This is a genomic window from Thermogemmatispora tikiterensis (genome assembly GCF_003268475.1).
GTDB classification, from domain to species: domain Bacteria; phylum Chloroflexota; class Ktedonobacteria; order Ktedonobacterales; family Ktedonobacteraceae; genus Thermogemmatispora; species Thermogemmatispora tikiterensis.
Map to the genome: position 1 here is coordinate 3,481,618 of NZ_MCIF01000002.1, position 13,500 is coordinate 3,495,117.

The window sequence follows — 13,500 nt, forward strand, 5'->3', positions numbered from 1 at the left end:
AGGAGCAGCGGAGCCACGGTCTGCGTGACTGTCCCTCGGCAGGCCTGCCTTAGACAGGCGAGGTGTCTAGCATGAAACTCTCGCAGTTCTTCTTACAACTGCAGTTGTTTTTCTTGCTCTTCGTCGCTCTGGTCGCTTTCTGGCAGCGCCACCGCATCAAGAAGGGCATTAAAGAGTTGACTACGCTCGATGAGGCTCCTCTACCAGAGCCACCTCCCCATGTCTCCATCATTCTGCCCGTGCGCAACGAGGAGGCGCATATTGATAATTGCCTCGCCTCGCTGCTGGCCCAAGACTATCCCAACTTCGAGGTCCTGGTCATCGATGATGGCTCAACTGATGCCACGCCCGCTCGCTTAGCGGAGTGGAGGCAGCGCGATCCACGCCTGCATGTCTACCGCATCGAGGAACTGCCCGCCGGCTGGGCTGGCAAGGCCCACGCCCTGCACACTGGCGTCACGCTCACCCAGGGCGAGTGGCTGCTCTTTACCGATGCTGATACGCGCCATGCGCCTCAGACCCTGCGTCGAGCTGTAGCCCACGCTATCGCTCATCGCCTGGATCTGCTGACTCTCTTTACGGATACTCGCCTGCCCGGCGCAGCCGCTCGCCTGCTCACCGCGATCGGCGCAACGCTGCTGGCCATGCTGGCAACGCCGGGCGAGATGCGTAATCCGCATCAGCCGACACGTGTGCTAGCCGTTGGGCAGTACCTGCTGGTGCGGCGCTCTGCGTATCTGGCCTGCGGTGGCTATAGCGCTCCTGAGCTGCGCTCGACCTTCTCAGATGACTTAACGCTGGCCTGGTACCTCAAGCGTCACGGTTGCCGTGAAGATATTGTGGCCGAGCGGGGGCTGGTCTTCAACGACCAATGGACGACCTGGAAGAGCGCCTGGGAAGGCATGCGTAAAAGCAACTATGGCCTGGTAGCCAGCAGCCCGCTCCTGGGCGTGGTTCTGGGTTTGGCCCTGATCCTCTACGGCCTGCTGCCGCCTGTCACCCTTGTGCATCAGTTGTGGCCCAGGCGACGCCAGGCCCGGCAGCAGCCGCAGGGCCAGCGAGACCATCTCTCGCTGCTGACGAGGGCGCTGGCGGCGCTCGCTCTCTTCTTCCAGATCGACACGAAGCGGCGTTTCGAACGCGAGTATCGTCTGCCCTGCGCCTGGTCGCTGACAGCGCCTGCAGGTTGGGTCACCTTTGGCCTGCTGATGCTCGATACCACGCGGCTCGTGCTCAAGGGACGTGGCGCAACCTGGAAAGGCCGTACCGCTCCGCCGCAGCACCACGCCGTCCATCCGCTGGCTTTTATGGGCCAGGTTCTTGAGCGCCTTCACACGGGCAGGGGCGGCACCAGGCCCTTCAGCTGCCGCGCCCACTACTTGACAGGACTTTGCAATGGAGAAACGCTTTCGTCTTCTTTCCTTGCTGCACAGCGCCTATCTGTGCCTGACCGCGCTGGGAGCCGGCTGGCAGCTCTGGCGCGTTCGACGCACGCTCAGGGAGACGCTGCCGCCCGTTGAGGCGGACCCGCCGGACCCGGCGCCTCATGTTTCGATCATTGTGCCGGTGCGTAACGAAGAGCAACACATCAGCTCCTGCCTGGCCTCTTTGCTGGCCCAGGATTATCCTGACTTTGAGGTGCTCGTCGTTGATGACGGCTCGACGGATGCGACGCCGGCCCTGCTGGCGATCTGGCAGCAACGCGACTCGCGCCTGCGCGTCTATCGCATCGAGGAGCTGCCCGCCGGCTGGGCTGGCAAGGCCCACGCCCTGCACACTGGCGTCACGCTCACCCAGGGCGAGTGGCTGCTCTTCACTGACGCCGATACACGCCACAAGCCTGAAGCGCTACGCCGGATGATGGCTCATGCCCTGGCCCAACAGCTGGACTTCCTTTCAATGCTGACAGACGCCCGGCTTGTAGGCAGCGGCTCCCGCTTGCTGACGCCGGCGGGGATCGTGTTAATGACCCACTTTGCGACTCCTGGAGAGATGCGGAACCCGCGGAAGCCTGGCCGAGCGCTGGCCGTCGGTCACTATCTGCTGGTCCGTCGCTCAGCCTACGAGGCGAGCGGTGGCTACAGCGCGCCCGAGCTGCGCGCCAGCTTCGGCGATGACGTGGGCCTGGCGCAGTTTCTCAAACAGCGAGGCTGCCGCGAAGACTTCGTCGATGGGCGCCATCTGGTCTCTAATGAGCAGTGGACCACCTGGCGTAGTGCCTGGCAGGGCTGGCGCAAAAGCGTGTATTCGGTGACGGCCTCAGCCCCTTTGCTCTGCCTGGGCGCCGGTCTGGGGTTGATCAGCTATGGCCTGCTGCCTTTGCTCAGCGTGCTAACAGCCCTGCGCCAGCTACTTAGGGGATGCCAGCGGGAGCGATCTCTGCCGCTGCTGCTCCCCGCCCTGTTGACGCTGGCCCTACAGGTGAGCGCGCGTCGCAGTTTCGAGCGCGAGCAGCGGCAGCCATTCGCCTGGTCGCTGCTGGCCCCTGTGAGCTGGATAGCTTTCGGCCTGTTGATGCTCGATACGGTGCGTCTGGCACTGAGCGGACGGGGAGCCGAGTGGAAGGGACGCCTGGCCCCCCGTCAGCCGCCGAGCATCCAGGTACCGGGCCTGCCCCTGCAGCGCCACCGCCACGACAGCATCCGTCGACGCTGAGCAGCGCTTTGCTCTTCGCATTCAGCTCACAACCTCTCTGCCTGGCAGCGATGCTGCTGCTTACTTATCTGCCGTCGCCTGTGGTAGAATAGGTTCACCATGCATGATCTGTGGGCAGATGTCGATCAAGAATACTCTCAGCTGGCAGCACGCGCGGGGACGCGCGCCCGCTCCGCTCGCCAGGGAGATCTGCTGACCTCCCTGCGTCTCTGGCTCCAGGAGGAGTACCTTGCTGGCTATTGCCGGGCACTGCGTCAGAACCCGCTCTACCGACGCTGCTACTGGATCGATGCCCTCGGCGGCGAGCCAGAGCGAGGAGAGCAGGCCGCCAACAGCAGCGAAGCAGAGAGCAGGAGCGAGCCCGTTCCCAGCGCGCGCCAGGGCTCCCGTGGCAGGAGGAGCGCCCAGGCTCAGCGGCAGCATCCGTGGCTGCAATCACTGAGCGCCCTCCATGCTCGCTTGTTCGCAGAGGGACGGCCTTTTGCCCTCTACGGGCTGCTGCTGACAGGCTCAGCCAGCAGACGCAGCGCCGGTCGCCCAGGCTCCAGTTCCAGCAGTCACAAGGCCGGGCTGGTGATTCCCCGGGAAGGTGGCCTGGTCTCCGCCAGCTGGCCAGAAGCGGCAACGGCCATCCTCCAGCTTCTTGATCAGGCCCCGGCAGTTTTTGCTCTGAACCCTCTGGCCCCAGCACTCTTCCGCTATGAGGACCTGGAGCCGCTCTTGCAGCGCGCCGCCCCGACAGAACTCTGCTTGCTGATCATGCATCGCCAACTGGAGAGCCGACTGCGCGCCGCTCGACGCCTGGAGCAGCAGGCCATCGCTTTGCACAATCTGCTGCGCAGCGATCGCTGGCGGGCCTTGATGCCTCGCGATGAGACGGCGCCGCTCTCGCCGGAGGCGCTCGCCGAATTACTCGATCTTTTGTTATCCCAGATTCAGCGTCACTTCCCTCTGACACAGCGTATCGCCCTGCCACGGGCCAGCGGCCCGGCCCTCATTGAGACAGCTCCCTATACCCTGCTCTTTGCCACACGTCGCCAGGATAGCCTGCTGGCTATGAATGACGCCGTGTGCAGCTATTGGCGTCGGCTTGAGGAGCAGAGCCAGGCGGACCTGCTAGGCAGCGACTGGCTCCAGGCCCGGCGAGAGGAGCGTCTGGCCACTGCCCGTGAGCAGCTCTATCAGCGTACACTGCAGATGGGGCGCGCTCTGCGCAGCCGGCGCTGGCCCGACCTGCGCCAGCAGCTCATCAGCAGTACCTTTGGCCAGTTCACGCAGGCCGAGCACAATGCCGTCATTCAACGCCTGCTGCGCGAGGGCCTGGTCCGCTGTGAATGGCGACGTCCTCGCCCTACCCCGCCGTCAGAAGAGGCCGATGCATCAGAGCCAGTGCCTGGCCCAGACGATCTGCTGATCTGGCCCGGAACACGCTAGCGAAGGCAGCCGCCTACCCTACAGCCAGCACGCCTGACACAGGGAAGAGAGACTGACAGGGAAGAGGAAGGAAAGGAGACGTTGCCAGGGGGAAACGTCGGTCAATGGGGCAACCGACGTTGTTGGTAACGTCTCCCACAGGGAGAAACGCAGGAACCGGCCAAAATCAGAGCAGTAACCTGCTCGCCCAAATAGCCCCTCGCCTGGCAACGACGATATCAACGGGAGGGTGATGTGGATACCGAGAGCGTCTCGCAGAAAAATACATTAAATGAATTAACTGGAGCTGAGTGGCTCTATTTCACCAAAAGTGTACTCATCACGAACTACCCCTCCGTCTATGGACACGACCTGCGTAAAGCGCACGGCGCCAACAAGCCGCCGCAGTTGATGAGTCAGCTCATCGAGTTCTTTACCAAGCCCGGCGAGTGCGTGCTTGATCCTTTTGCCGGCGTTGGCGGCACTCTCATTGGGGCCTCCATCTGCAAGAAGCCACGCCGGGCCGTTGGCATCGAGATCAATCCCCGCTGGGTAGAGATCTACCAGCGTATTCTGAGCGAGCACCGCGACTCGCTGCAGCCCCAGACCCTGATCCAGGGCGACTGCCTGCAGGTGATGCAGGACTTCGCCGAGCATTCTTTCGATTTTATCGCCACTGATCCCCCGTACAATATCCACCTGGCCCAGACCATGAGTAACGGGCGCTATGCCGCCACCTTCCCTAATCGTCGCACCGATTATTATATGCGCTCAGATGACCCGCGCGATCTCGCCAATCTGGCCAGCTATGAAGCCTATCTAGAGGCCATGGAGCAGGTTTTTGCGCAGTGCTTCCGCGTCCTGAAACCGCGCAAATATATGGTTGTGATCGTGCGCAACGCCTACCAACACGGAGAATATATTTTCACGCATGTGGACCTGGCCCGACGCGCCCGCCAGCAGGGCTTTGTCCCAAAGGGAGAGATCATCTGGTACCAGGCCGGCACACGGTTGCGCCCCTACGGCTATCCAAGCGCCTATGTGCCAAATATTGCCCATCAGTATATCGTCGTCCTGCGCAAGCCGGCAGCTAATCGACGCAGCTAAGCTTAACAGCCCGAGTCTGCATGAACCAGTTCCTCAGCGAGTGGACAGCGTAGGTTATAATTACCAGAAAGCAGCGAATAGGTAGCGCTCAGATCTCTGTGACAGCAGCGCAGCAGAGGAGAGAAGAAGGGGACAGAGCCTATGCCAAGGAAGAAGCCAACACCTCCGCGTCGTATCCCCGATCCCGATGCTTTTGAGCCACGCGAGCGCATCGAGGAATTCGTGAATGAGGAGGAGGATAGCGAACGCTTGCAGGAGGAGGTAGCGCGGGAGAGCAGCGACGAATATATGGTAGAGCGTGGCGAGGGACGACATGAGGCGGGTAAACGTGACGTTGAGCTGTACATTCGGACCTACAATACGCTGTTGCGTAGCTCGGGCGAGGTAAGTTTGAAGGCCCTGGTCCAGGCCCACTACAATATTGACTCCAGCCTGCACCCCGATGCCCGCTCGCCCTATCCCGATATGTCAGCCCTCATCTACTGCGCTCTGCGCCTGCCCTCAGCCATCCTCTACTGCACGCATGTCCTGCTCGGACAGTCCGAAGAGGTCTTTCTGAAACAAGGTTTCCAGGTTGATCGCTGGCAGGCCGTGACAGCGCCTGCCCGCCGCCGCAAGTGGTTCTACGATGGCAAAGAAACGCTGGCGGTCTACGTGGCGAGCGTGAGCGATACCGACGATATTGTCCCGATTCTGGTGGCCTTCCAGATCGAATGGAACAAGCTCTACTATCTGATCAACGCCGATCCGACCACGATCCAACTGCTCTCGACGCGCATGGATCGCTCGTCGCCGGTTTTTGCGGAGATCACGCGCGTGCTACGCCAGCGCCTGCATATCGCAGCCGATGACTGGCGCCGTCTGGAAGTGGTCTGGGGAGACCGCTTGTGGGAGAATCTGCTGATCATCGGACGCCAGCGCAAGAGCTTCACCCTGCGCATGCTCGGCGGCTCCCACGTCGGCTTCGTGCGCGCGACACGGAAATGGTGGGCACCAGTCGAGCGCCTGCTCGACTCGCTGGGGCTGCGCGAGCGCCCGGTCTACTTCGTCTCTAGCAATACTCATAGCCTGGTCAATCTGACCTCTGGCTCCGTCTTGCGGCGCGAGGCTGAGTTGATCGATTTCGCCCTCAGCGGTCAGGACCAGTATCTGGCGAAGGAGTGCCGCAAGCTGCAGTCCGGCGAAGTACCCGGCAACTGGCAGAATTTCCTGTACTTTGCCGCCCGCGAGTGGGCCCGCACGCCCGAGGGCCAGGAGGCCATGCGCCAGCGCGTTGCCGAGGAGCAGGAGCGCGGCATCTGGCACGTCGGCGCCCGTCACGGCCTGGAGATCGATGCTCAGATCTTCGAGCTGGCCCGCCTCCACCCGACCGATGTTGATCCGCGCTGCCGCATGCCCGGCATGGATCTGCTGGCCAGGAGTAAGGCCATTGTTCTGAATATCGACTACCCGCTGGGTATGGCCGCCTACCGGATGCTGCGCGAGATCATGGAGAATACTTCGACAATCCTGGGCATCTATATCCTGGGCAAGGCGGCCACGCTCAACGGCAGCATCGGCGATGTAATGATCTCGAATGTGGTCCTGGATGAACATAGTCAGAATACGTATTGGCTTGATAACTGCTTCTCTGCCCAGGACGTGCAGCCGTACCTGATTTATGGATCGGTGCTTGATAATCAGAAAGCTGTCTCGGGCAAAGGCACATTCCTCCAAAACCGCCAGTACTTCGACTTCTACTATAGCGCCAACTACACGGTAGTGGAGATGGAGAGCGGCCCATACCTCAATGCCGTCTACGAGGACCAGTATCTGACGCGTTACCCCATCGGCGAGAATATTAACTTTGCACGCCTGCCCTACGACCTCGGCATCCTGCACTACGCCTCGGATACGCCCTACACCCGCGGCAAGAATCTCGGTGCCGGCAGCCTCTCGTACTTTGGCATGGATTCGACCTATGCCTGCGCTGTGGCGATCGTGCGCCGTATCTTCGAGCGCGAGATCCGCTACGTGCAGGAGAGGTACGGAAAGGCGGAGTCGCGCGAGGAGGCAGCCGCGGCTCGCGACGGAAGACAATCGCCGCCCGAGTCAGGCCAGGATGATTCGCGCCCGATGGAAGCCTCACTCACCTAGCCGGTTGAGGAGGAGCTGCGTCGGTTCCAGGTGACGCGAAGACGCCTGAGCAGGTGACGCCACAAGGAGGCACGCCCGCGCCCGGCCTCAGCGACTGACGACGCTGGCGCGGCCTCTTCGGCTGCCTGATCCCTGACAGTCGCTGTTTCAAGGGACGAGCTGGCACTCTCTTCGAGCCGCTCGGCGGCACCGGCACGCAAGCCGACGGCCTGGCGATAGGCTGCGACAAGCTCGCTGGGACGCTGAAAACGCCGGGCCGGCTCCTTCTCCATCGCCTGCCTGATGATCTCGTCCAGGGCCTCGGGCAAATCGCTGCGCCAGCGCTGGAGCGAGGTGACGGGCGCGTGGAGATGCTGGGCGTAGACTCCCTCGCGGGAGCTGTCCCGAAAGACCGCATGTGTGGTCAAGAGTCGGTAGAGGACGGCCCCGAGGGCGTAGACATCGGTGCAGGGTCCACAGGAGCCTTCCTGAAGCTGTTCCGGCGCTCGCCCCTCGCCGCTGCCATAGTCGGGATAGCCTTGTCCTGCGGGTGTGGCCAGCTCCAGCAGGTGCATGACCCCGAAATCGCCGATGGCGAGACGCCCGTCGCGCAGCAGAAAGATGCAATCAGTGCTGAGGTTCCGATGAATGATCCCTTGCTCGTGCGCGTATTCCAGGCCTTGTGCAATCTGCTCCAGGTAGTCGCCGATAGTGCTCAGACTGGGCGGGCCGCTTTTAGTGAGCGCCGAGATCAGGGTCTGCATGGGTAGATTGGGCGTTACCAGATATGAACCGCCCAGATAACTCCCATAGTCGACCAGGGGCAGAATGTGACGGTGCTGGAGTGCCGCTACCTCGCCCGCTACCTGGAGAAAGCGCTCCTGATATGCCGCCCGTTCCTGGGGGTCCAGAGCACACGGAGCTAGAATGAAGCGCACCAGATAGGTACTGCCTTCGTCGGTGCTGCCCAGAAAAACCGGCCCCAGCTCGTTGCGTCCGACGAGTTGCTCCAGATAGTAGTTCCCCAGGGTGGTACCGATTAAGCTCTCACTTGGTGGAAATGCAAGCATAACCTTCCTATCCCTTTCCCTTCGGCCTCGCTCTCTATCTCCTGCGCGGATCTGAGTGACATCTGGCTCTGGCCTCAAAGCTGTCACTCTCCTCTACCTCTTGTGAACGCGATTCTGGCACCCTACAGACCCGGTCTTTTCATCAGCAAAAACGCAAGGGCAAGGTGATTTTGGTAGGCATGACAATCATTGACACCCTTCTTCTCCAGTGCTCTGCCAGTACTATAATAAGCTACGTAGAGCGCGTGCTCTCGGTCGTCTACCAATGGAGGCCGTTCGTGCGTGCGGCCTTGCCTGTACATCCTTTGCCCTGTCTTGCTCAGCTCAACCTTCTCGCAGGCTGACGACTGGCAGCCTCTGCTCGCCTTCTAACCGGGCACGGACATGGATAAGCCGTCAAACCAGAGTGGGCAGTCTCCATTAGAGCCTGTCACAGCTCAGGAGACCGAGAAAGAAGAGATCGCCTTTGTCCTACTGCCAGGCTCTGGCCAGACATGGCTGTGGCCGCGCGCTGCGGCTCTGAGAAGCGGGAGCCGCCTGTCAGGGCTGGCGGCCTTACTCGCTCTGTTTTTAACGGCTCTGCTGCTCTGTTATCTCTTTCCTGTAGGAGAGATTGCCCAGCAGCTTGTGAGGTTCTTCATCCCAGAACAGCCAGCGAGCATCAATAGCGCCTCCTACTATCTCAGCGTCGATGTGCCGTGGACGCAGATCACTGTCGACGGACAGCCTTTGCAGCAGAAGTCGATCCTCGCCTTTATCAGCCCTCTGCAGCTTCTGCGCGGCACCCATCTGATCAGCTGGCAGGCCGCTCCTTTTCGGGAGCAGTCGTGTACAATCTCCGTACCTCCCTCCGCAGGGGACAGCTGCCCGACCTCGACCACTCAGTACCAGGGAGGGCGACAGATCCAGGTGCTCTGGCTACGTGACCGCCTGAGCGATCTCGCCGGTTGGAGTTGGTGGCTGCAGCTGCCGCCGCAGTAGCGCGTCAGCATCGGTCGCTGCCGGATAGTCCATTCGGACCATAGTGATCGGAGACCGCTCGCATGCAACGCCACCCGGCGTAGCCTGCCGCCGGCAAGGCCAGTAGAGCCGGTCGCCCGGGCTAAGCGGAGCCGGGAGTATCCTGATCCTGCCCCCGTTCAAACGAGGCGAGAATGGCCCGCCAGGTCCCTTCTCCGCCGATGTGCTGCACCCGGACGCCGGGCACTTTTGCCGCTGGTACCTGGACCTGGCCGATACAGAGCACAGAGACAGGATGACCACTACGCTGAAAGCGCTGCAGAGCTGAGAGCAGCGCCTCATTGATCATGCTGGTCACCAGGACCACCGTGGCCCCAAAGGGCAGGTGTGAGCGCTCGGCGCCCATAACGGCCTCAATAGGCTCGCCATAGTACGGCTCAACCCGCGCCAGGGCCTCTAAAATACGCTGACGCTGCCTGGCGCCACTCGCCGGAGGAAGGCGCACAATGCTTGACCGCGGCTCCAGGTCGTCCTGCGCTGGCCCCGAGACTCTGCCTTCGGGGTCAGCCCCACCACCCTCCAGGCCAGAGAGCATGCCATTGCAGTAGAGACCAACGGCGTAGCCTGCCTGTAGTCCCCAGTCGGCCACCGAGGCCGCCGCGCAGATGGCCAGTTCCTTCAGCTCCTGGCTTACCCCCAGCTCCAGCAGCGAGAGAGGAGGTGGCATATTCAGGAACAGTGCCAGCGTGTAAGTGGCACTGGCTTCGTAGATCTTGCTCTGCAGGCGCATGGCCCGCGCTGAGGCTTTCCAGTGCACCCGCCTTAGCTCGTCACCCTGGCGATAGTCGCGAATGCCGCTGATGCGCGCCGGATCTTCCAACAGGCGCTGGGGCATGCGCCGCTCACCAAAAGGAGAGCGCGCCGGCAATCCCAGCCGGGTGAGCGGGACAAGTGGAGGGTAGACAAGGATCTGCTCCCGATTGTCCAGCTCCTGATGCCGGCTGACGAAACCGAAGAGATCGCCACTCCACAGGACAGTGGGGCCAAAGGTGTGCACTCCGCGCGCCAGACACCGTAGCCGATAGCTGCGCGTGATACGCTCGTACCAGCGTGGACTAAAAAGGCTCTCAATGATGGCCCTCCTACCGTCAGGGATGAGGTGGGGACTCAAGCCGCGGAAGACCAGCGCCAGAGGCACGCGATCACTGACCCTGACCCAGGAGAGCGGCAGCAGCTTGGCATTTTCCAGGAGCTGGGTCAGGACGATCTCTTCTCCGAAGCTAGCCCGCTGCTGACTGAAAGAGCGTCGATAGCGCAGGTTTACCAGACAAAAGGTGCTCCAGATATCGATTAAGAGAAAAATAAGGAAGAGCAGCAGCCCGCTGCTCAACAGCAATAGCTGATGAACCAGAACACTGACCAGCAAGATGCCGAGCGGGAGAAAATACCAGCTACGTTTCATGGCTCAACAGGCACTGGCACACTTTCCACGATCGAGGCCATGAGCTTCACCAGGGACTGTCCACGGAGACTGGTTTGACCCGTGGGGATCAGACGATGAGCCAGAACAGGTATCGCCAGGCGCTTGATATCATCGGGCAACACGTAGCCACGTCCTTCGATAGCTGCCAGAGCCTGGGCCGCGCGATAAAGGGCCAGGGTACCACGCGGACTGACCCCCAGCTCGATGGCCTCGTGCTGTCTGGTGGTCCGTACCAGCTCAATCAGATAGCCCTCAACGCTCTCTTCAATCTCCACCCTACGAATGATCTGCTGGAAGCGCGTGAGCTGCTCAACACTAAGCACGGGCTGCAGCTCGGCCAGCGGTTGCCGCTGGCGAAAACGGTGCAGAATCTGGCGCTCCTCCTCCGCCGTGGGATAGTCCAGGTGTAGACGCATAAAGAAGCGATCGAGCTGGGCCTCCGGCAGGGGGAAGGTGCCTTCCAGTTCAATGGGGTTCTGGGTAGCAATCACCATAAAGGGCCGGGGTAGAGCAATGGTCTCGCGTTCGACGCTGATCTGGCGCTCCTCCATCGCTTCTAGCAAGGCGGATTGAGTGCGTGGCGTGGCCCGGTTGATTTCGTCGGCCAGAACGATCTGAGCCAGCAGGGGGCCGGGACGGAATTCGAACGTACCCTGCTTCTGGTTGAAAAAGGTGATCCCGGTGATGTCGGAAGGTAACAAGTCAGGCGTAAACTGGATGCGTTGGAAAGAGCAAGCCAGCGAGCGAGCCAGCGACCTGGCTAAGGTAGTCTTGCCGGTTCCCGGGACATCTTCAAAGAGTACGTGCCCTTCACACAGGAGCGCCACTAACAAGAGATCGATAACTTCTTCCTTACCGACCATGACCTGCCCAATGTTGTGGCGCAGCGTCCTGGCCGCCTCACTTACTTGAATAAGCTCTTCTGGTCGAATCATCCTCTTGGTCCTCGGGCTGGCAGCAGGGCCTGCCTTCAGGTTGTCGTAGACTCGACAGGACCGCCAGCCGGAGAGAAGGCAGCTTCTCCAACAGCTACAAGCGAGGAGCGTCAGCCAGACCCTGGTCCTGCCTCCCTCGACGCTGCCCCGTGCTCCCTATGCGAGCCTTTCCTTCTGGAGATACGCCTGATCGACGGCAGCCTTCACAAATGAGGTGCATTGGGCCAGGCGCCGTCTTGGGTTTGCTTGCTAGCTAGAGGCAAAGTGACCAGTGGCCAGGAAGGCGGGCCAACGATACGCTTCGATTGTAACAGCGCTGCCAGCAGAAGCCTGCCCCCTCTCACAAAGAGGCCAGCAGCTGCAGGCTTCTGGGTTTCGGCCTGGAAATCTTGAGGAGAAGCGCTTGCACCTCGCCGTCAGCTGGCAGCGCTGGCTATCCGTCTGCCACGAGAAGAATCCGCTGGAGTGATTGCAGGCGAATCTCTCTCCTATTCCATCAGACAAAGAGCGGAACGGTTATAAGCTTGCTTTTATAAGATACCATATTCATCGGCAATCGTGAAGCGGGTGAACAGTATTAGATGTTCACTAGCGAGGCGGGCACAGCAAGATCGGGAGCCGCACGAGCAGACCAGGCTTCTGCGATCTTACATTTAAAGAAGAAAAACGCCTGACAGAGCGCACTCGCCACCCAGAAGCCAGGCGAGCGGGAGAGTCGCCGGGGGCAGGCGAGAGATGACGGAGAGCGCCTTCGGGAACGTGTTCTACCCGGCATGGCAGGCCAAATTGACCGCTATGCTCTTCAGACAACGGAACGAGACGGGACGGTACGGAACGGTAAAACCAGGGCAGGCCCCTGACGAAAAAAGCGATCAGCCAAGAGTAAGCAGGTGCCAGAGCAGGGCTTGGCTAATCGGCAGGAGCAAAAGCGCCAGTTGTAATGCGTACCGTCACCGTATTCGAGCTAGCCGCGCCATTGGCGCCGAAAACAGTTGCATGGACACGGGCCTGAGCGCGCTTGCTCACAGAGAAAACCTGCACGTGCCAGGTCAGCGTAGCCATACCGGAAGCATCGGTATTACCATTAACCACGGCCACAAAGGGAGCCACATTATAGGTTACCTGGAGCTGGACGAAGCTGTTCGGCTGATTCGTAATGACAGTGACCGTCACATCGCTATTGTTAGGTACGCTGCCGGGGAGGCCAGTAATCTGCACCGCTCCGTTATTGGCACCGTTATCAGTAGTACGGGTCGGTTTCAGCGCGGGCGTGCTCTGCATGGGAGGCTGGCTGCTCTCATTGCTTCCCTGACCGCCTGGCGTAGGAAAGGTCGGACGCAGATCCACTGTGCCCGTCGGTGCCACACCTGGTGGCGGCGTCAAAGGCACACGAGCCTCCATGCTAGAGCTGCTCTGAATCAGGGTACCGCCGACAATGATCGAGAAAATTACCCCCGCGATCAGCACCAACACGCTGGCGAGTATCAGAACCTTGTAGGCCGGGTCCTTCTGCCAGAAATAACTGATCTTTCCCAGTAGCGTCGGCGGCGCGCTCTGCCGCGGACGCCGGATCAGCATCTCTGGAGCGATGTAGGTCGTTGGCTGCTGCGGATCAGCAGACCACTCCCCAGGCTTTGCCCCGGGCGCTGCCGGCAGGATCAGCTTGCCGGAAAGCGGTTGGCCTCTCACTCCTTGTTCATCTCGCTGCTCTTGATCTAGCATCGCGCGTTATCCTCAATTTCAACATTTCAGTATACTCGTG

At 61.0% G+C, this 13,500-nt stretch carries 10 protein-coding genes; 6 read left to right on the forward strand and 4 right to left on the reverse strand.

Going from position 1 to position 13,500, the window contains the following annotated elements:
* Positions 1-71: 71 nt before the first annotated feature.
* The 5 genes from A4R35_RS13995 (at position 72) to A4R35_RS14015 (ending at position 7,311) form a co-directional block, all read left to right on the forward strand.
* Positions 72-1,520: a glycosyltransferase gene (locus A4R35_RS13995; protein ID WP_112430364.1), complete on the forward strand. Its 1,449-nt coding sequence runs from the start codon at positions 72-74 to the stop codon at positions 1,518-1,520.
* Positions 1,423-2,655 carry a glycosyltransferase gene (locus A4R35_RS24725; protein WP_223258505.1) on the forward strand — a complete coding sequence of 411 codons (1,233 nt, stop codon included), beginning with the start codon at positions 1,423-1,425 and terminating at the stop codon, positions 2,653-2,655. Before A4R35_RS13995 ends, A4R35_RS24725 begins: the two co-directional genes overlap by 98 nt.
* Before the next feature lie 99 nt (positions 2,656-2,754).
* Positions 2,755-4,089, forward strand: coding sequence for a hypothetical protein (locus A4R35_RS14005; protein WP_112430368.1), 1,335 nt, complete (start codon positions 2,755-2,757; stop codon positions 4,087-4,089).
* Between the two features lie 234 nt (positions 4,090-4,323).
* Positions 4,324-5,175, forward strand: a complete 852-nt coding sequence (locus A4R35_RS14010; RefSeq protein WP_112430370.1) for a TRM11 family SAM-dependent methyltransferase — start codon at positions 4,324-4,326, stop codon at positions 5,173-5,175.
* A 141-nt stretch (positions 5,176-5,316) separates the two neighbouring features.
* Positions 5,317-7,311 carry a DUF6909 family protein gene (locus A4R35_RS14015; RefSeq protein WP_189361798.1) on the forward strand — a complete coding sequence of 665 codons (1,995 nt, stop codon included), beginning with the start codon at positions 5,317-5,319 and terminating at the stop codon, positions 7,309-7,311.
* Here A4R35_RS14015 and A4R35_RS14020 read toward each other — a convergent pair.
* Positions 7,308-8,360, reverse strand: coding sequence for a serine/threonine protein kinase (locus tag A4R35_RS14020; RefSeq protein WP_112430372.1), 1,053 nt, complete (start codon positions 8,358-8,360; stop codon positions 7,308-7,310). The genes A4R35_RS14015 and A4R35_RS14020 overlap by 4 nt on opposite strands.
* A 384-nt stretch (positions 8,361-8,744) precedes the next feature.
* Between A4R35_RS14020 and A4R35_RS14025 the strand changes: the two genes are divergently transcribed.
* Positions 8,745-9,341 carry a hypothetical protein gene (locus A4R35_RS14025; protein ID WP_112430374.1) on the forward strand — a complete coding sequence of 199 codons (597 nt, stop codon included), beginning with the start codon at positions 8,745-8,747 and terminating at the stop codon, positions 9,339-9,341.
* A gap of 121 nt (positions 9,342-9,462) precedes the next feature.
* Here the strand turns inward: A4R35_RS14025 and A4R35_RS14030 are convergent, their stop codons facing one another.
* From A4R35_RS14030 to A4R35_RS14045, 3 genes are all read right to left on the reverse strand, one after another.
* Positions 9,463-10,782 (reverse strand): DUF58 domain-containing protein, encoded by a 1,320-nt coding sequence (locus tag A4R35_RS14030; protein WP_112430376.1) that lies wholly within the window; start codon positions 10,780-10,782, stop codon positions 9,463-9,465.
* Positions 10,779-11,738 (reverse strand): AAA family ATPase, encoded by a 960-nt coding sequence (locus A4R35_RS14035; RefSeq protein WP_112430378.1) that lies wholly within the window; start codon positions 11,736-11,738, stop codon positions 10,779-10,781. The genes A4R35_RS14030 and A4R35_RS14035 overlap by 4 nt, the downstream gene beginning before the upstream one ends.
* A gap of 909 nt (positions 11,739-12,647) precedes the next feature.
* Positions 12,648-13,460: a hypothetical protein gene (locus tag A4R35_RS14045; protein WP_112430382.1), complete on the reverse strand. Its 813-nt coding sequence runs from the start codon at positions 13,458-13,460 to the stop codon at positions 12,648-12,650.
* Positions 13,461-13,500 lie beyond the last annotated feature (40 nt).

Coding starts and splice junctions, on each gene's coding strand:
- A4R35_RS14025 (WP_112430374.1), top strand. CDS start 8,745: ATGGATAAGCCGTCAAACCAGAGTGGGCAGTCTCCATTAGAGCCTGTC.
- A4R35_RS14045 (WP_112430382.1), bottom strand. CDS start 13,460: ATGCTAGATCAAGAGCAGCGAGATGAACAAGGAGTGAGAGGCCAACCG.
- A4R35_RS14020 (WP_112430372.1), bottom strand. CDS start 8,360: ATGCTTGCATTTCCACCAAGTGAGAGCTTAATCGGTACCACCCTGGGG.
- A4R35_RS14030 (WP_112430376.1), bottom strand. CDS start 10,782: ATGAAACGTAGCTGGTATTTTCTCCCGCTCGGCATCTTGCTGGTCAGT.
- A4R35_RS14035 (WP_112430378.1), bottom strand. CDS start 11,738: ATGATTCGACCAGAAGAGCTTATTCAAGTAAGTGAGGCGGCCAGGACG.
- A4R35_RS14005 (WP_112430368.1), top strand. CDS start 2,755: ATGCATGATCTGTGGGCAGATGTCGATCAAGAATACTCTCAGCTGGCA.
- A4R35_RS14015 (WP_189361798.1), top strand. CDS start 5,317: ATGCCAAGGAAGAAGCCAACACCTCCGCGTCGTATCCCCGATCCCGAT.
- A4R35_RS13995 (WP_112430364.1), top strand. CDS start 72: ATGAAACTCTCGCAGTTCTTCTTACAACTGCAGTTGTTTTTCTTGCTC.